This window comes from Sphingomonas trueperi (genome assembly GCF_040545965.1).
GTDB lineage: Bacteria > Pseudomonadota > Alphaproteobacteria > Sphingomonadales > Sphingomonadaceae > Sphingomonas > Sphingomonas trueperi_C.
Map to the genome: position 1 here is coordinate 558,146 of NZ_JBEPMV010000001.1, position 17,529 is coordinate 575,674.

The 17,529-nt window shown below is 68.1% G+C and carries 19 protein-coding genes; 7 read left to right on the forward strand and 12 right to left on the reverse strand.

The window, feature by feature from the left end:
- Window positions 1–84 precede the first annotated feature (84 nt).
- The 4 genes from ABIC35_RS02615 to ABIC35_RS02630 form a co-directional block, all read right to left on the reverse strand.
- Complete coding sequence (locus ABIC35_RS02615) at window positions 85–741, reverse strand: hydrolase (RefSeq protein ID WP_121071588.1); 657 nt, start codon at window positions 739–741, stop codon at window positions 85–87.
- Window positions 742–1,078: 337 nt separating this feature from the next.
- Window positions 1,079–1,741 carry a response regulator gene (locus ABIC35_RS02620; RefSeq protein WP_121071589.1) on the reverse strand — a complete coding sequence of 221 codons (663 nt, stop codon included), beginning with the start codon at window positions 1,739–1,741 and terminating at the stop codon, window positions 1,079–1,081.
- A gap of 68 nt (window positions 1,742–1,809) precedes the next feature.
- Window positions 1,810–2,391 (reverse strand): M17 family peptidase N-terminal domain-containing protein, encoded by a 582-nt coding sequence (locus ABIC35_RS02625; protein ID WP_121071590.1) that lies wholly within the window; start codon window positions 2,389–2,391, stop codon window positions 1,810–1,812.
- Between the two features lie 117 nt (window positions 2,392–2,508).
- Window positions 2,509–3,069 carry a helix-turn-helix domain-containing protein gene (locus tag ABIC35_RS02630; RefSeq protein ID WP_121071591.1) on the reverse strand — a complete coding sequence of 187 codons (561 nt, stop codon included), beginning with the start codon at window positions 3,067–3,069 and terminating at the stop codon, window positions 2,509–2,511.
- Window positions 3,070–3,324: 255 nt separating this feature from the next.
- Here ABIC35_RS02630 and ABIC35_RS02635 point away from each other — a divergent pair, with 255 nt between their 5' ends.
- The 3 genes from ABIC35_RS02635 (at window position 3,325) to ABIC35_RS02645 (ending at window position 6,208) form a co-directional block, all read left to right on the forward strand.
- The gene (locus tag ABIC35_RS02635) at window positions 3,325–4,296 is read left to right on the forward strand and encodes a FecCD family ABC transporter permease (RefSeq protein ID WP_121071592.1); all 972 of its coding nucleotides are present in this window, start codon (window positions 3,325–3,327) and stop codon (window positions 4,294–4,296) included.
- Complete coding sequence (locus ABIC35_RS02640; protein WP_121071593.1) at window positions 4,287–5,066, forward strand: ABC transporter ATP-binding protein; 780 nt, start codon at window positions 4,287–4,289, stop codon at window positions 5,064–5,066. The genes ABIC35_RS02635 and ABIC35_RS02640 overlap by 10 nt, the downstream gene beginning before the upstream one ends.
- A gap of 83 nt (window positions 5,067–5,149) precedes the next feature.
- Window positions 5,150–6,208: a hypothetical protein gene (locus tag ABIC35_RS02645; protein ID WP_121071594.1), complete on the forward strand. Its 1,059-nt coding sequence runs from the start codon at window positions 5,150–5,152 to the stop codon at window positions 6,206–6,208.
- Window positions 6,209–6,217: 9 nt separating this feature from the next.
- Here ABIC35_RS02645 and ABIC35_RS02650 read toward each other — a convergent pair whose 3' ends face one another.
- The 3 genes from ABIC35_RS02650 to ABIC35_RS02660 are packed head-to-tail and all read right to left on the reverse strand — an operon-like array spanning window position 6,218 to window position 8,618.
- Entirely contained in the window at window positions 6,218–7,012 is a 795-nt protein-coding gene (locus ABIC35_RS02650; RefSeq protein ID WP_121071595.1) for a LysR family transcriptional regulator, read from the reverse strand.
- A complete protein-coding gene (gene apaG / locus ABIC35_RS02655; RefSeq protein ID WP_121071596.1) occupies window positions 7,009–7,413 on the reverse strand; it encodes a Co2+/Mg2+ efflux protein ApaG in 405 nt (134 codons plus the stop codon). The genes ABIC35_RS02650 and apaG overlap by 4 nt, the downstream gene beginning before the upstream one ends.
- Entirely contained in the window at window positions 7,410–8,618 is a 1,209-nt protein-coding gene (locus ABIC35_RS02660) for a trans-sulfuration enzyme family protein (RefSeq protein ID WP_121071597.1), read from the reverse strand. Before ABIC35_RS02660 ends, apaG begins: the two co-directional genes overlap by 4 nt.
- 125 nt (window positions 8,619–8,743) lie before the next feature.
- On the opposite strand from ABIC35_RS02660, the gene ABIC35_RS02665 reads away from it, so the two are divergent.
- Entirely contained in the window at window positions 8,744–10,048 is a 1,305-nt protein-coding gene (locus ABIC35_RS02665) for a phospholipid carrier-dependent glycosyltransferase (RefSeq protein ID WP_121071598.1), read from the forward strand.
- Between the two features lie 84 nt (window positions 10,049–10,132).
- Complete coding sequence (locus ABIC35_RS02670) at window positions 10,133–11,248, forward strand: NADH:flavin oxidoreductase (RefSeq protein ID WP_121071599.1); 1,116 nt, start codon at window positions 10,133–10,135, stop codon at window positions 11,246–11,248.
- Window positions 11,249–11,424: 176 nt separating this feature from the next.
- Here the strand turns inward: ABIC35_RS02670 and ABIC35_RS02675 are convergent, their stop codons facing one another.
- The 5 genes from ABIC35_RS02675 to ABIC35_RS02695 all read right to left on the reverse strand — a co-directional run bounded on the left by ABIC35_RS02675 (window position 11,425) and on the right by ABIC35_RS02695 (window position 15,932).
- A complete protein-coding gene (locus ABIC35_RS02675) occupies window positions 11,425–12,525 on the reverse strand; it encodes a glycosyltransferase (RefSeq protein ID WP_121071600.1) in 1,101 nt (366 codons plus the stop codon).
- Window positions 12,522–13,574, reverse strand: a complete 1,053-nt coding sequence (gene leuB, locus ABIC35_RS02680; RefSeq protein ID WP_121071601.1) for a 3-isopropylmalate dehydrogenase — start codon at window positions 13,572–13,574, stop codon at window positions 12,522–12,524. The genes ABIC35_RS02675 and leuB overlap by 4 nt, the downstream gene beginning before the upstream one ends.
- Before the next feature lie 58 nt (window positions 13,575–13,632).
- Complete coding sequence (recO, locus tag ABIC35_RS02685; RefSeq protein WP_121071602.1) at window positions 13,633–14,364, reverse strand: DNA repair protein RecO; 732 nt, start codon at window positions 14,362–14,364, stop codon at window positions 13,633–13,635.
- Between the two features lie 74 nt (window positions 14,365–14,438).
- Window positions 14,439–15,488, reverse strand: a complete 1,050-nt coding sequence (locus ABIC35_RS02690) for an NAD(P)-dependent alcohol dehydrogenase (RefSeq protein ID WP_121071603.1) — start codon at window positions 15,486–15,488, stop codon at window positions 14,439–14,441.
- A gap of 39 nt (window positions 15,489–15,527) precedes the next feature.
- The gene (locus ABIC35_RS02695) at window positions 15,528–15,932 is read right to left on the reverse strand and encodes a (R)-mandelonitrile lyase (protein WP_121071604.1); all 405 of its coding nucleotides are present in this window, start codon (window positions 15,930–15,932) and stop codon (window positions 15,528–15,530) included.
- Window positions 15,933–16,038: 106 nt separating this feature from the next.
- On the opposite strand from ABIC35_RS02695, the gene ABIC35_RS02700 reads away from it, so the two are divergent.
- Window positions 16,039–16,932 carry a LysR family transcriptional regulator gene (locus tag ABIC35_RS02700; protein WP_121071605.1) on the forward strand — a complete coding sequence of 298 codons (894 nt, stop codon included), beginning with the start codon at window positions 16,039–16,041 and terminating at the stop codon, window positions 16,930–16,932.
- A 67-nt stretch (window positions 16,933–16,999) separates the two neighbouring features.
- The gene (locus tag ABIC35_RS02705) at window positions 17,000–17,482 is read left to right on the forward strand and encodes a cupin domain-containing protein (RefSeq protein ID WP_354278228.1); all 483 of its coding nucleotides are present in this window, start codon (window positions 17,000–17,002) and stop codon (window positions 17,480–17,482) included.
- Window positions 17,483–17,529 lie beyond the last annotated feature (47 nt).

The window sequence follows — 17,529 nt, forward strand, 5'->3', positions numbered from 1 at the left end:
GGGGGCATTCCTTGTCGTTGGGGGGCAGGAAAAAGGGAGGAGCCCGGCGGCAGAGGGGCAGGCGCCGCCGGGCCCGGGGGCAACTCAATGGCCTTCGGAAGCGCCGAACATCGTCTTGGCGTAGGTGACGCCGAGGCCGTAGGCGCCGCCCCACTGCTTCGCGATGCCGGTGGTCGATTCGTAGGTCTCGGTGCGCGCCCAGTCGCGCTGCAGCTCGAGCAGATACTGGAGCGAGGTCATCGGCACGGCGCCCAGCTGGATCATCCGCTCGACGGCACGCTCATGCGCTTCGGTGGAGACGTCGCCGCAGGCATCGGTGATCACATAGGCCTCGAAGCCCTGGTCGATCGCCGAAGCGACCGGCCCGACGATGCAGACGCTGGTCCAGAGACCCGCGAACACGATGCGCGGCTTGGCGATGCGGTTGACCTCTTCGATCACCGCCGCGTCTTCCCAGGTGTTCATCGAAGTGCGATCGAGCAGCTTCTGGCCCGGGAAGGCATCGGTCACTTCGTCGAACATAGGCCCGGAGAAGCTCTTGGCGGCGACGGTGGTCAGGATCGTCGGCACGGCGAACGACTTGGCGGCGCGGGCGATCAGTGCGGCATTGTTGCGCAGGATCGTCGCGTCGATCGACTTGGTGGCGAACGCCATCTGCGACTGGAAGTCGATCATCACGAGCGCGTGATTGGTCGGGGAAATCAGCGACTTGCCCGGCGTGGCGGTGGCGGTGAGGGTCATGGTACGGCTCCTGTTGCTGCCGGGGTCCGGCGTTGATGGGGACAGAATAGCCGCCGCGCATTTTCCGAAAACTCGGATAAGTTGATGCGTTACGTTCTATTCTCTCGAACAGTCAGCAGCCTGCCGGTCGGCGCCGGATCCCGAGCCGGCGCGGCGCAGCGGAGGCCGCCTGCACCCAAGGCCTAGGCCCGGCCCGCCAGGGAATATTGGATATGATTGATGCGAATCCCGTCCGGCACGCGCCGAAATGTCGGATTCGGCGCGCTGCGTCGTCGTCGGCCGGCAGTGCAGGAAAAGGCGCGGCGCCAGAGCGACATGGTCGCCCGCGCCGGGCATTCTACAGCTCGATCAGCCCGCGTTTGGCGGCGATCGTCACCGCATGGGTGCGATCATTGGCGCCGAGCTTGGCGAAAAGCGCCTTCATATGGCCCTTCACCGTCTCTTCGGAGAGTTCGAGCCGGGCAGCGATCTGCTTGTTCGAATTGCCCCAGGCCGCGAGCGTCAGCACCGAGACTTCGCGCTCGGTCAGGTCCTCGTCCAAGACGTGCAGCGCGATCGCAGTCGCCACGCTGGCATCGAGATGCTTGCCGCCGTGATGGACCGAGCGGATCGCCTCGAGCAGCTGGTTGCGCATGCTGGCCTTGAGCAGATAGCCCATTGCCCCTGCCCGCAGCGCCTTGATGGCGCGGCCGTCGCCAGAATAGGTGGTGAGGACGATGATCCGGGCATCCGGCGAGGCGGTGCGGATCGCGGTGATCGCCTCCAGGCCGGACATGTCCGCCATCTGCAGGTCCATCAGCACCAGATCGGGCTGGAGCCGGGCATAGGCCTCGATCGCCTCGGCGCCGCTGCTCGCCTCGCCGGCAATCTCCATGTCGGTCTGGGTGGACACGACGGCGCGCACGCCCTCGCGCAACAGCATGTGATCGTCGACCAGCAGGATGCGGATCGGCGCGGTGCCGCGTGCGGGCGCGCGCCCACTGGAAACCCTGGTCAACATCGTACGCGCACCAACTCTTGGAGGGAGCGCCGAGCATAGCAGCTTTGGCGGCGCTGCGCATCCATGGCTCAGCGCCACGCGGACAAGGCGTCGCGAAGGGCAGCGGTGGTAGAGACGGCGGCGCCGTTGCGGATGTCGAAGGTCCAATGCATCGGGAAGGCGTCGGCATCGTGCGCCTCGATGGCCGCGAGTGCGCCGCGCATCATCGCCGCGGCACTCGGCGCGACGAGCGCATCGGGCAGGTCGAGTTCGGACCAGCCGAGCAGGCAGCCGACCGAGGCGGCGCCGACCCGCAGTGCCGCGCGCATCGCCAGACCGGTCAGATTGCCCACCGCCTCCGGGTTGCCGGCAAGCGAGGCACCCATGCCGATCAGCATCAGCGTCGCGGCGCGGATCGGCGCCGCCGGCCGGGTGAGCATCAGCGTCTCCCCGAAACCGCCGGTGAAGATTCCGCCGTCGCGCAAGCGGGAAAGCGTGCCGTGCAGCGCATGATCGACCGCGTCGGCACCGCCGCGATGCGCTCCGACCACGTCCTTTTCCAGCATGCCGACAACGAGCAGATCGTCTTCGGCTGCGACGACGTCGATCTGCGCCACCGCGAACGAAACCCCCCGCCAGGCGCCGATCGCCAGCGATTGCCTGTTTGCCATCCCGATGCCCAGCTCCCTGCCCCCGCAAGCGTCTTCGAAACGGCGCACCATCCTGCCCGCCGCAAGGCACGCGCTGCCCTGCAACGCCGGCCCTTGTCTTGAAGAAAACTGCCGTGATCAGCCGCCCTGCTGCCACGCGCGCCGCCAGACGAGCGGCGTCGTGCCGACCAGCCGGCGGAACAGCCGGGTAAGGTGCGCCTGGTCGCTCAACCCGCAGGAAAAGGCGATCTGCGACAGTGTGTCGCGCGTGTCGCGCATCAACAGCTGGGCGCGACGGATGCGCTGGCGGATGATATAGGCGTGCGGCGTCTCGCCGGTGCTGATCTTGAAGGCGCGGCAGAAATGGCCGGTGCTCAGCTGCGCCACCTCCGCGAGCGTGGAGGTGAGGATCGGCCCCTGCAGATAGGAGTCGACATGCGCGGCGATACGGCGGAGCTGCCAGCCCGCGAGGCCGCCCTTGGCGACGCCGTCGGCGCGCATCGGCCCTTCCGGCAGCAAGTCCTCCGGCGCGTCGGCGCCGGGCGTGACGAGCAGGCTGGACAGCCGCTCCAGATAGCGCCGGGCGAGCGGCGGGTCCTCGTCGAGCGACCGCATCGCTCCCGCCAGCAGCGCGGTGAGTTCGGGGGTTCCGCCCGTCTGGGCCGGAGCAGCAACATCGATCAACGCCTGGTGGTACATGGTTCCATCCCGTCTTGCCGGGAGGACTGTCGCGCAGCTGCGGGCATGGCGGAATCGAACCTCCGCACGGCAGGACATTGCTTTGATTTGGGCTGGCTATACGAAGGTTTGGGGCCGCACCCCGCACTGCCCTTCCAAGGCGGAAGACAAGGTTTCGGTAGGCGTTCGCGATCGGAATGCTATGGGCGCATCCATGTCGATCGCGATCGCCCACCCTGCTGCAGCGCGCCCATGCCGCCGGCGGACCCTCGCCGCATGAACCGCGTGGCACTCAATGGCGGACTGGCGCTGCTGGTCGCGCTGCTGTTCGCCGGCTCGCTGATGGCGGGCAAGTTCTGGGTGCCGCCCGCCGCCTGGTTCAGCCACGATCCGCGCTGGTGGATCATCGCCGAGCTGCGCCTGCCCCGCGCGGTCCTGGGCCTCGCCATCGGTGCGGCGCTGGGGCTGTCCGGCGCGGTGCTGCAGGGCTTCCTGCGCAACCCGCTGGCCGACCCGGCGGTGGTCGGCGTGTCCTCCAGCGCCGCGCTCGGCGCGGTCGGCGCGATCGTGCTGCTCGGGAGCAGTGCCCCGCTGGTGCTGTTCGGCTGCGCGATGGCGGCGGCGTGCGGATCGATGCTGCTGCTCGCCGGGCTCGCCTGGCGGGCGGAGAGCGCGGTCGCCTTCATCCTTGCCGGCACGGTGCTCGCCAGCCTGGGCGCGGCGCTAACCAGCTTCCTGATCTCGATCGCGCCCAACCCCTATGCCACTGCCGAGATCCTCGACTGGATCATGGGAGCGCTGACCGACCGCAGCTATGCCGAGGTGCAGCTCGCCCTGCCCTTCATCGCGATCGGCTGCGGGCTGCTGTTCTTCACCGGCCGCGCGCTCGACGCGCTGACGCTGGGCGAGGCCGCTGCGCGATCGATGGGGCTGCGGCTGGAGCGCACCCAGCTGCTCGTCGTGCTCGGCACCGGGCTGGCGGTGGGGGCGAGCGTGGCGGTGACCGGAATCGTCGGGTTCGTCGGGCTGATCGTGCCGCATCTGCTCCGCCCGCTCGCCGGCGCGCGGCCCTCGGCGCTGCTGCTGCCCAGCGCGCTCGGCGGCGCCGCGCTGCTGCTGGCGGCGGACAGCCTGGTGCGGCTGTCGCCCGGACCCAGCGAAGTACGGCTGGGCGTCGCGATGGCGCTGCTCGGCACGCCCTTCTTCTTCGTGCTGCTCCTCAAGCTCCGGCGGTCGACATGGAACTGAGCGTCACCGATCTCGCGGTCAGCCTCGGCAAGCGGCGCGTGCTGCACGGGATCGACGCGGTGCTGCGGCCGGGCAAGGTCACCGCGATCCTCGGCCCCAACGGCTCCGGCAAGTCGACGCTGGTGCGGACGCTGGCCGGCTTGCTCGACCCCGATGCAGGACAGGTGAAACTGGGCGGCAAGCTGCTCGCCCGGCTGGAGCCGCGCGAGCGCGCCCGCCGGATCGGCTATCTGCCGCAGGAAGCCACGGTCCACTGGGACCTGCGCGTCGCCGACCTCGTCGCGCTCGGCCGGCTGCCGCACCGCGCGCCGTTCGCCGGCCTTTCCGCCGAGGATCGAGCGGCCGTCGACGCGGCGATCGAGACCACCGCCATCCGACCGCTCGCCGATCGGCTGGTCACCCAGCTTTCGGGCGGGGAGCGCGCCCGCGTGCTGCTTGCGCGGGTGCTGGCCGGCCAGCCCGACTGGCTGCTCGCCGACGAACCGCTGGCAAGCCTCGATCCCGTCCACCAGCTCGACCTGCTTGATCGGCTCCGCGCGCTGGCGGCGAGCGGCATGGGCGTGGTGATCGTGCTCCACGATCTGGTCCAGGCCGCGCGCGCCGCCGACGACGTGCTGCTGCTCCGCGACGGCCGCACCGTGGCGTTCGGCCCCGCCGAGGCCGCGCTCGCCCACCAGCCGCTGCGCGATGCGTTCGGCGTGGAAGTGATGGTGATCGGCGACGACCAGGGCCGGCTGCTGCCGGTGCCGATCGGGCGGGTGAGGACGTAGCGTAGCTCTTCGCTCGCTTGAAAAGAGCATGGCCCAACGCCGAAGCTGCCGTTACCATCCGCCTGACAATGGGGGAGAGGCTGATGGGCACGGGATCGATCGCGGCAGGGTTCGCCCTGTTTTTGGCCACGGGCGCTCTGCCGGTCAGCGCGCACGCGCAGACCTCGACCCTTGAAGTACCCGCCGCCAAAAAGTGGAAACATGCACAGACCGGCCTGATCGTCCCGCAGGCACCGGGAGGCCTGCCCCGCACCGAAATCACCAGCGAGGGCCAAGGCGAACTCGATATCGCCGTGCAGTTCGGCGATGTGAACAAGACCCGGGCGACCCTCTACCTGTTCCGCCCTTCCCTGATGAGCGTGCCGGTGTGGTTCGACCGCGTCGAAACCCAGATCCTGTTGCGAAGCGACTATGGCAACGCAGTTGCGGCCGACGCGCCGAGCGGGTTCGTCATGCCAGGCGGCGTCACCGCCAGTGCGCTTCGTCGGATCTACAAGCCTTCTAAACCGCCCTACTCGGCCACCGGCGCTGCGGTGCTGGCGCTGGGCGATTGGCTCGTCGTCGTGCGGATCAGTTCCGTCGAGCAGGCGCCTGCGCAACTCGATGCCACGATGTCGGCGTTGATCGCCGGCCTCGGCTGGCCAGCCGCGTCGGCAAAGATCCTCGAGGCGCCCGCCGCCGTCCCGGTCCAGCCCTGTGCCACGCCGCTACGCTATGACGCCAAGGCGAAGATGAAGAAGCCGGACATGGCTGCCGGCTTGCTAGGAGCGACCCTAGCGATGATGGGATCGAAGCAACCGAAAACGGAGGAGAACGCGGAGGAAGCAAGGCCGGCCACCTTCTGCCGTGACGGCGAACCGACCAAGGAATTCGGCGTTTATCGACACACTCCCGGGGACACCCAGGACTATGTCATTGCCCTCTCCGACGCGGGCCGCACGATCTCTGTGTACCCCGATCTCTTTTCCGATGCGAAGAAGCCCGGTTGTGCGGTCACGCTCAGCACCCTAGACCAGTCCTTCGTCTACCCGACTTTCGATCGACTTCCAGAACCGGCCAAGGTGATGCAGGCTATCGACAAGACGCAGCCAATTTCATCTACCACACGCGACAGTCAGACCATCAACATTCAGACGCAATAGCGGAGCACCTCAGGCCCCCAGCACGTCCACCAGCGTCTGCACCTTCTTCTGCCGCCATTGCGGCAGCGGCGCGACCAGCCAATAGCCGAGCCGCGAGGCCTTGGGCTCGCCGACAACGGCGACGCGGCCGCCCTCGATGTCGGCGCGCGCCAGTAGCTCGGGCACGGTCGCCCGGCCGAGCCCCTGCGCCGCCGCATCGATCGCGAGACCCGCATCGGCGACGCGAACCAGCGATCCGGCATCCTCCGCCATGCAGCCGGGCCAGGAGATGCGCACATCGATGCTGCCGCCGCCGGGCCGCTCGACCGTGACCATGCCGTCGCTTTCCAGCGCCTCGCCCTCATGCTCGCCGGGCCCCTCGCCCCAGCGGATGGCGAGATCGAGATTGGCCTCGGTGAAGTCGAGCGCGTCGTCGGCGGGGACCAGCACGAAGCGCAGGTCGGGATCAAGGCGGGCGATGTCCGACAGGCGCGGCATCAGCCATTTGGCGGTGAGGTCACGCGGAGCGGCGATGGTCAGCGACTTGGAGGATTGCCCCGCCTGCATCGCGCGCACCGCTTCCTCGAACTGCAGGAAGCCGTTGCGCAGCGCGGTGAGCCCGCTTTCTGCCTCGGGGGTGAGCTCCAGCCCCTTGGTGGTGCGACGGAACAGCACGACGCCGAGGGTATCCTCCAGCGCACGGATCTGCTGGCCGACGGCGGCGGGGGTCACCGCCAGCTCGTCCGCGGCGCGGGTGAAGGACAAATGGCGCGCGGCCGCATCGAGCACGCGCATGCCGTTCAGGGGAAGATGGGTACGCTTCATTGTTCGCCTGCCACGGCCGGTGCGATCAGCGAGAAGCGTGGGATGGTGACGTCGAACGCGTCACCGTCCTCGTCGATCATGTGGTAGCTGCCCTGCATCGAGCCGCTCGGCGTCGAGAGCGGGCAGCCCGAGACGTAATCGAAGCTCGCACCCGGCGCGATCATCGGCTGCTCGCCGACCACGCCCTCGCCCTCCACCGTGTGGCGCAGGCCCCGCCCGTCGGTGATGATCCAGTGCCGGGTGAGCAGTTGCACCGCCACCGGGCCTTCGTTCTCGATGCGGATGTGATAGGCCCAGAACCAGCGGCCGCGGGTCGGCTCCGATTGTTCGGGCAGGTAGGACACCGACACGCGAACGACCACGCCGCGCGTCGTCGCCTCGTCGGTGAAGAGCGCCTTCACAGCCCGGCGCCTCGCAGCGCCTGATCGAGATCGGCGATCAGGTCGTCGGCGTCTTCGAGACCGACATTGATGCGGATCATGCCCTCGGTGATGCCCATCTCCAGCCGCTTCTCCTCCGCCAGGCCCGAATGGGTGGTCGAGGACGGGTGCGTCATCAGTGAGCGCGAATCACCGATATTGTTGGAGATGTCGATCAGCTCCAGCCCGTCGAGCAGCGCGTGCGCCTGGGCGCGACCGCCATCGACTTCGAAGCTGAAGATCGGGCCGGCCGCCGCCATCTGGCGCATGAACAGGGCATGCTGCGGATGGCTGGGCAGCGCCGGGAAGTTCACGCGGGGCACCCGCTGCTCCAGGAAGCTGCCGACCTTGACCGCATTCTCGCTCTGGCGGCGGATGCGCAGGTCGAGCGTCTCCAAGCCCTTCAGCACCACCCAGGCGTTGAACGCGCTGAGCGTCGGCCCGGTGTTGCGGGTGAAGGGCAGCAGCGTGTTGGTGATGAAGTCCTCGGAGCCGCACACCGCGCCGGCCAGCACGCGGCCCTGCCCGTCCATCATCTTGGTGGCGGAATAGGCGACGACGTCCGCGCCGAAGTCCATCGGGCGCTGGAGGGCCGGTGTCGCGAAGGCATTGTCGACGACGGTGACGATGCCGTGCTTTTTCGCGATCGCGCAAACCGCCTCCAGGTCCACCACGTCCATCGTCGGGTTGGCGGGCGTCTCGAAGAAGAAGATCTTGGTGTTCGGGCGGATCGCGTCCTCGAACTGCTGCGGATCGCGCGCGTCGACGGTCGTGGTGGTGACGCCGAAGCGCGGCAGCAGGCTGTCGGTCAGCCAGCGGCACGAACCGAAGGCGGCGCGGCCCTGGACGATATGGTCGCCCTGGCTCACCTGGCAGAGAAGCGCGGCGGTCATCGCCGCCATGCCGGTCGCCATGGTGCGGCAGGCCTCGGCGCCCTCGAGCAGAGCGATGCGCTGCTCGAGCATCTCCACTGTCGGATTCTGGAGGCGCGAATAGGTCATGCCCGCCTGTTCGCCGGCGAAGCGCGCGGCGGCGTCGCCAGCGCAATCATAGGCATAGCCCGAGGTGAGGAACAGCGCCTCGCTGGTCTCGCCGAACTCGGAGCGCGCGGTGCCGCCGCGCACCGCCTGAGTCGCGGGTTTCCAGTTACGGGTTACGCTGGGATCCTGTCCGGTACGACGCTTCATGGGCGTTGCTTTGCGGCGCTTGGGGGCAGCGCGTCAACCTTTGCCTTGAGTCACGTGCCCTGTCTGCATTCCGTTTCGGGGAGGATTTTGTTGGACGCCGCCCGGGCCTTCGCTACCGTTTTCCCATGCGCCTTCGCCTATCGGCTCTCGCCACCCGTCCCTGGCTCGTCGCCCTTCTCCTCGGCCTCGCCGCGCAGCTGCTGTTCACGCTGCACATCGACCAGCCGGGCCAGATCATGTTCGACGAGGTCCATTATGTCCCCGCCGCCAAGACGCTGATCGAGCTCTCGGGCCCGCGCAATACCGAGCATCCGCTGCTCGGCAAGGAGCTGATCGGCGCGGGCATGGACCTGCTCGGCGACAATCCGTTCGGCTGGCGGCTGATGCCGACGCTGGCCGGCACCGCCACGGTGCTGGGTATCTTCACCTTCCTGTGGATCCTGATGCGCGGCCGGATGCGGGTGGCGGTCACCGGCGCGGTGCTGGCGATGCTCAACCAGAGCCTGTTCGTCCAGGCGCGCACGGCGATGCTCGACGTGTTCCTAGGCGCCTTCCTGCTGTGGGGCATGGTGTTCCTGCTCTGGGCGATGCACGGCACGCGCGGACAGGTGCGGTGGCGCTGGTGCGTCGGCGCCGCGCTGCTGGGCCTCGCAACCGCGGTGAAATGGGCGGCGGCGCCGTACATCGCGGTATTCGGACTCGCGCTGATCGCGGTCCGGCTGCGCGACGCCCGTCGCGCCCGCCGGCCGATCGCCGCTGCGCTGTTCTCGGGCGACCAGCCGCACTGGCCGGGGCTGTCGACACTGGCGGCGCTCGTCCTGCTTGGCGCGATCAGCATTCCGGTCTATTTCGCCACCTTTGCGCCCACCTTCTTCTACCTGACGGGAGCGACCGACGGGCTTCGCGGGCTCCTCCACCTCCAGCGCGAGATGTACGCGCAGCAGACCCAGGTGCTGCCCCACCATACCTACCAGTCCGAATGGTGGAGCTGGCCGCTGATGCTGCGGCCGATCTGGTTCTTCTACGAATGGGATCACGGCGCCCAGCGCGGCGTGCTGCTGATCGGCAATCCGGTGATCATGTGGAGCGGCCTGGTCGCGGTGCTCGCCAGCTATGTCCTGTGGTTTCGCACCAAGGCGTGGCGCCCCTTGGCGCTCGCGCTGCTGTGGACCTTTTCGGTGGCGATCTTCGCGATCATCCCGAAATCGCTGGGCTTCTACTATTACTACCATCTCTCGGCGCTCTTCCTGTGCCTGGTGCTGCCGGTGACCTTCCACCAGTTCGACCGGCTGCGCGCCAAGGGATGGGAGGAATGGTATCTGGCGCTGGCACTGGTCAGCTTCGGCTATTTCTACCCGATCCTCTCCGCCGCGCCGCTCAACGATCCGCAGAGCTTCACGTACTGGATGTGGTTACCGAGCTGGCGATAAATCGCGGCGCGGCCCCACGGCCATCTTGATCCGCGCGCGGCAGTCGCTAGCTTCACATCAGTTTCGAACTGCAACGGAGTTCCCATGACCGCGTCGACCGATGTCCTGTTCCGCCCGTTCCGCATCAAGTCGCTCGATCTGCCCAACCGGATCGTGATGGCGCCGATGACGCGGACCTTCGCGCCCGAGGGCATTCCCGGTGCGGCCAACGCCGCCTATTATCGCCGCCGCGCCAAGGGCGATGTCGGCCTGATCCTCTCCGAGGGCACGGTGATCGACCGCCCGGCCTCGCGCAACCATCCGAACATCCCCTTCTTCCACGGCGACGCAGCCCTTGCCGGCTGGAAGACGGTGATCGACGAAGTGCATGCCGCGGGCGGCAAGATGGCCCCGCAGATCTGGCACACCGGCTCGACCAAGGCGCAGACCGACTGGGTGCCCGCGGTCGACGTGGAGAGCCCCTCGGGCGTCGTCGCGCCGGGCAAGCCGCGCGGCGTGGCGATGACCGAGCAGGATATCGAGGCGACGATCGCCGCCTTCGCCAAGGCCGCGGCCGATGCCAAGCGGCTCGGCTTCGACACGGTCGAGATCCACGGCGCGCACGGCTATCTGATCGACCAGTTCTTCTGGGCGGGCACCAACACCCGCGAGGACGGCTATGGCGGCGCGACCCTGCCCGAGCGCTCGCGCTTCGCGGTCGAAGTGGTCAAGGCCGTGCGCGCGGCAGTGGGCCCGGACTTCCCCGTGATCCTGCGTCTTAGTCAGTGGAAGCAGCAGGACTATAGCGCCCGCCTCGCTACCACGCCCGACGAGATGGCCGCCTGGCTGCAGCCGCTGGTCGATGCCGGCGCAGACGTGCTGCACTGCTCGCAGCGCCGCTTCTGGGAGCCGGAGTTCCCCGAGATCGACGGCGAGAACGGCCTCAACTTCGCCGGCTGGGCGAAGAAGCTCACCGGCGCGGCGACGATCAGCGTCGGCTCGGTCGGCCTCTCGGGCGAGTTCATCGCGGCGTTCGGCGGTGAGACCTCGGAGCACAGCGATCTCGACAAGCTGGTGGAGCGGATGGAGCGCGACGAGTTCGACCTGATCGCGGTCGGCCGCGCGCTGATCAGCAATCCGGACTGGGCAAAGAAGGTCCAGGCCGGCGCGGGCCAAGAGCTGAAGGGCTTTAGCCCGGCAGAGCTGGCCGAGCTGGTGTAAGCAACGAACCTAAGCCCCTCCCCTTCAGGGGAGGGGCTGTGTCTCGCAGAGACCAACAGACGTTCTGGAATTCCTCCACCCCAACCCAGCATCAGGTGAACCGCGCCCCGCGCGGTTCAGGTCATGCCGGGGGCATGACCGACCTGATGCTCCAAGGAGGAGGGGCTAGTTTGTTACTAATACCGCCCCCACACGAACCGCGACGACAGCGCAAAATTCCACACCGCCGCCACCGCGATCCCGGCCAGCGCGGAGAGTCGCCAGTCGCCATGCTGGACATTGTGGAGGAACGCCGCGAGGCCGACATTGGCCGCCGCCCCCACCGCGCACACCAGGCAGAAGCTCACCCAGCCGCCCAGCAGCGCCGCCCCCTTGAGCCGCCGCTCGCGATAGGTCAGCGCGTTGTTGAGCAGATAGTTGAACGTCATCGCCACGATCGTCGCAACGATGGTGCCGGTCACGAAGGGCAGCCCTGCGATGCGGAACAGCAGGAACAGCACCGCCAGGTGCACTGCCGCGCCCACCGCGCCGATCGCCGAGAACATCGCGAAGCGCACCGGCACGACCTTGCCGAACATCCGATCGTAGAGCGCGATCAGATATTCCATAGCGACGACATAATCGAGCTTGCTCTCGCCCTCGGTGCGGACGCGGAAGGTGTAGGGCAGCTCGCGGAAGCGCAGCGGCTTCGGACTTGCGGTCATGATGTCGAGCAGGATCTTGAAGCCGATGCCCGAAAGCACCGGCACCAGCCCGCGCGCGATCTCGCTGCGGATCATGAAGAAGCCGCTCATCGGATCGGTCAGGTCGGCCTTGAGCACCTTGCGCGACAGCCTGGTCGCGAAGGCGGACTTTGCCACACGCTCGCTATCCCATTCGCCGGTGCAGCCGCCCTCGCAGAAGCGCGAGCCGATCACCACGTCGAGCGCGGCATCGGCCTGGAGCGCGTCGAGCATCTTGGGCAGCAGCGTCTCGTCATGCTGCAGATCGCCGTCGATCACCGCGACGCAGGGCGCCGCGGTGGCGCACATGCCTTCGATGCACGCGGAGGATAGCCCGCGCCGCCCGATCCGCTGGATCACGCGCACGCGCGGATCCTCTCGGCCGATGGCGCGGGCAGCGTCGGCGGTCCCGTCTGGGCTGTCGTCGTCGACGAAGATCGCTTCCCAGGCGCGGCCGGCAAGGGCCGCGTCCAGCTTGGCGATCAGGAGGGGAACATTGGCGCGCTCGTTAAAGGTGGGGATAACGACCGCAAGTTCGAGCAGGGTTTCGCTCACTGAAGCTCCAGCAGCACCGCGTCCCCCATCGCGGACGTTGAAAGATTGCCCCCGAGATCGGCCGTCCGCGCGCCCTTGGCGAGCGCTGCGGCAACCGCTTTTTCTATGCGTTGCGCCGAGGCTTCGTCGCTCAGCGAGTGCCGCAGCAGCATGGCTGCGGACAGGATGGCGGCGCAAGGATTGGCCTTGCCCTGCCCGGCAATGTCCGGCGCGCTGCCGTGGATCGGCTCATACATGCCGTTCGCGCCCGACCAGGCGGCGAGCGAGGCCGAGGGCAGCATGCCGATCGAGCCGGCGCACATGCTCGCCTGGTCCGAAAGGATGTCGCCGAACAGATTGCCGGTGACGATCACGTCGAACGTCGCCGGCGCGCGCACCAGCTGCATCGCGGCATTGTCGACATACATATGGGTCAGCTCGACCTCGGGATACTCTGCCCCCATCGCGGTGACGACGTCGCGCCACAGCTGCGACGTCTCGAGCACGTTCGCCTTATCCACCGAGCAGAGCTTCTTGCGGCGACGCTTGGCCATTTCGAAGCCGACGCGGGCAATGCGCGTCACTTCCTGCTCGTTATAGCTCATCACGTCATAGCCTTGGCGCAGTCCTTCGGCAGTGGTGCGCAGGCCCTTCTCGCCGAAGTAGACGTCGCCGATCAGCTCGCGGACGATGACGATGTCGAGGCCATTCACCACCTCGGGCTTGAGCGGGGAGGCATCGCCGAGCGCCGGGAACAGCGTGGCGGGGCGGAGATTGGCGAACAAGCCGAGCGCCTGGCGGATGCCGAGCAGCGCCGCTTCGGGGCGGAGGTGCCGCTCCAGCTTCTCGAAACGCGGATCGCCGATCGCGCCGAACAGCACCGCATCGGCGCGCTTGGCGAGCGCCAGCGTGGCATCGGGCAGCGGGTGGCCGGACGCGAGATAGCCGGCGCCGCCGACCGGCGCTTCCTCGAAGCTGAGGCCGAGATCGAGCGCCTCGAGCACCCGGCGCGCCTCGCGCGTCACCTCGGGGCCGATCCCGTCACCCGGCAGTACAGCAATCAACGGCATTCCGATCCCCACGCTAGCAGCATGTCCTGAGACGCGCGCTTAGCCGCCCTGGGGGTCTTCATGCAACCGCCCGCAACAATCGGTCGACCAGCCGGGCACGTGCCGCCATCAGATCGGCGCCCCGGCCGATCAGCAGGTCGCGCGCGAGGAAGTGGCCGGTGAGGCGCAGGCCGGCCAGGATGTCCTCCCAGTCCGCCGCGCCGCCTGCGGTGAGGAAATCCGGAAGCGCGAGCAGGCGAGTCTCGTAGCCGAGCGCCCCTGCCCGACTCACCGCGATACCGCTTTTGGGGCTGACATAGGCGAGGTCCTCGCTCGTACCCGTTGCCGCGCAGCGTTCCAGATCAAGACCGAAACCGAGTTCTGCAAGCAGCAGCAGCTCGTAGCGCACCAGCGCGACCGCCCAGCCGCGGGCAGCGGGTGCGGCCTCGATCGCATCGAGCACGCCGCCCAGCGCGGCATGGAGGCGGGGATAGGGGAGCCCTTCGGGAAGCGTCGCAGCGGTGAGCGCGGTTACCCAGGCGAGCGCTGCGGCGGGCAGCGGCTCGCCGAACATCGGGGCGCGGCTGTGGAGCAGTTCGACGGTGAGGCCGGCGAGCTGCTCCTCGGTCCGTGCGCGCCATTCGCCCTGGATGAGGTTCGCCGGTTGCAGCACCGGCCGCAGCGCCCGCGAACGCCCACCGCGGACATAGCCGGGCTGGACGCCATCGCTTTCGGTCAAAGCCCGCACGATCGCGCCATGTTCGCCGTGCGCGCGAACGCTGAGCAATATGGCTTCGGCGCGAAGATGCATCGCCGCGATGTAGGGCGTGCGCGGCGGAAAGGGAAATCACGGGGGCGACGCGGATGCCGCCCCCGCGGGAGGCCTCAGCCCATCGACGCGATATCGATGACGAAGCGGTACTTCACGTCGCTCTTGAGCATGCGCTCATAGGCAGTGTTGATCTCGTCGGCGCGGATCATCTCGATGTCGGCGACGATGCCGTGCTCGGCGCAGAAATCGAGCATCTCCTGCGTTTCGGCGATGCCGCCGATCAGCGAGCCGGCGATCGAGCGGCGTTTGAAGATCAACGCCGCGACGTTGGGCGACGGGTGCGCATGCTCGGGCACACCCACCAGCGTCAGCGTGCCGTCGCGCTTGAGCAGGGCAGTGAAGGCGTCGAGATTGTGGCTCGCGGCCACCGTGTTGAGGATGAAGTCGAAGCTGCCGGCATGCGCCGCCATCGCCTCGGCATCGCGCGAGACGACGACATCGTCCGCACCCAGCGCCAGCGCATCGGCGCGCTTGCTCTCCGAGGTGGTGAAGGCGACGACATGCGCGCCCAGCGCATGCGCCAGCTTCACGCCCATATGGCCGAGCCCGCCGATGCCGACGATGCCGACCTTCTTGCCCGGGCCGACCTGCCAGTGGCGGAGCGGCGACCAGGTGGTGATGCCCGCGCAGAGCAACGGCGCGACCGCGGCGAGATCCTGCTCGCCATGCCCGACCTTGAGCACGAACTTGTCGCTCACGACGATGCGCTGCGAATAACCGCCCAACGTGTGGCCGGGGGCGTCCGGCGTCGGGCCGTTATAGGTGCCCACAAAGCCGTTCTCGCAATATTGCTCCAGCCCCTCGTCGCACGAGGCGCAATGCTGGCAGCTGTCGACCATGCAGCCGACGCCGACCACGTCGCCCACTGCGAACTTCGAGACGTGCTCGCCGACCGCGCTCACCCGGCCGACGATCTCGTGACCCGGCACGCACGGGTACAGCGTGCCGTCCCATTCGGCCTTCACCTGGTGGAGGTCCGAGTGGCAGACGCCGCAATAGAGGATGTCGATCTGCACGTCGTGATCGCCGGGCGCGCGGCGCTCGATATCGATTGGTTCGAGCGGCTTGTCGGCGGCATAGGCGCCATAGGCTTTGGTTGCCATGATTGGGTGTCTCCTGGAGTGGTGGGGGTTCTGAAAGGTTCAGCGGGGGCCGGCGCGATAGGTTGCCTCGTCCACCGGCTCCATCCATTCGACCATCTTGCCATCCAGCGCTTCCTGGATAGCGATATGAGTCATCGCGGTGGTGGCGCTGGCACCGTGCCAGTGGCGATGGCCGGGCGGACACCAGACGACGTCGCCGGCGCGAATCTCGACGATCGCCTCGCCCTCGCACTGCGTCCAGCCGATGCCGGATAGGACGACTAGCGTCTGGCCCAGCGGGTGGGTATGCCAGACGGTGCGCGCGCCGGGTTCGAAGGTGACGCTGGCCACGCCGTGCCGCGCGGGCGCCGGTGCAGTGTTGAGCGGGTCGACCCTGACGCGGCCGGTGAACCAGTCGGCGGAGCCGGTCTGCGAGGGCTGGCTGCCGTTGCGCTTGAGTTGCATGTATGCTCCTGCCGGCGCGGGAAGTGCGCTTGGTTCAGAGATATGCCTGCCGCACTCCCTCGATTAGACGCTGGTATCTGCATGCAGTGCTGAATAGGGTTCAGCAATGAACCGCCAGCAGCTTTCCGAACTGACCGCCTTCCTCGCGGTCGCACGCCAGAAGAGCTTCACCCGGGCGGCGGCGCAGAGCGGGGTGACTCCCTCGGCGCTCAGCCATGCGATGCGCGGGCTGGAGGAGCGGCTGGGGGTGCGGCTGCTCCACCGCACCACCCGCAGCGTGAACCTCACCGAAGCAGGGGAGCGGCTGTTCGCGACGCTCGCGCCACGATTGGACGAAATTGAGGCAGAACTGGCGGCGCTGAGCGCGCTGCGCGACAAGCCCGCCGGTCTGGTGCGGATCAGCGCCGACGAGCATTCTCTCCATACGCTGCTCTGGCCGCGGCTGGAGCCGATCCTGCGCGAATTCCCCGACATCCGCATCGAGATCGACAGCGACTATCGACTGAAGGACATCGTCGCCGAGCGCTTCGACGCGGGCGTGCGCTTCGGCGACATCATCGCCAAGGACATGGTGGCGGTGCCGATCGGCCCCGAGGCGCGGATGCTGGCAGTCGCCTCGCCCGCCTATTTCGACCGCGCGGGGCGGCCGGAAGCGATCGAGGATCTGACGGCGCATGCCTGCATCAACCTGCGCCTCCCCACCTATGGCGGCCTCTATGCCTGGGAGTTCGAGGAAGAAGGTCGGGAGCGCAAGGTCTGGGTCGATGGCGCCCTTACCTTCTCTTCGGTCTTCCCGATCCTGCGCGCCGCGCTCGACGGGTTCGGCATCGCCTGCCTGCCCGATGCGATGCTGGCACCGCATTTGGCGAGCGGCGCGCTGGAGGCGGTGCTGACCCGCTTCTCGCCGCCCTTCGCCGGCTACCATCTCTATTACCCGAGCCGCCGCCAGCCCACCCCGGCCTTAGCGCTGCTGGTGGAGCGGTTACGCTGGCGGGGTTGATCGGGCTATGGCAGGTTGGCGGGGAAGAGACGTGAAGCGTTCTCAAGACCCTACAGGGAGAGATGTTGTGAAGATCCTGTCCAGCGCCCTCGCGGCGGCCACATTGCTGGTCGCCGCCCCCACCGCCGCGCAAACCGCTGCCGATCCCACCGCCTTTGCCGCCGCCAAGGACGTGCAGGCGCAACTCAAGGCGATGCTGGCCGAGATGAAGCCCGGTCAGGGCTTCGCCTGGAAGCCGCTGGTGCGTGACGGCAGCAACAACGCCGCGATCGAGATCTGGAAGAAGCCGGGCAAGCCCGCGGTTCACCCCGACCAAGCCGAATATGCGATCGTGCTCGAAGGTGCCGGCACCTTGGTTTCGGGCGGCACCATGCCCGATCGCGAGGTCCGCAACCCCACACTGGTGGAAGGCAGCCGCATCGAGGGCGGGACTACCCGCACCCTCGCACCGGGCGACGTGATCCTGGTGCCCGCGGGCGTGCCGCACTGGTTCGGCATCACCGGCGAGCGGCTGGTCCTGCTGGGGATCAAGCTGCCCAAGGGGGAGTAACCGCCAAAAATCCTCCCCGGGCCAAGCTCGGGGAAGAATTTTGGTCT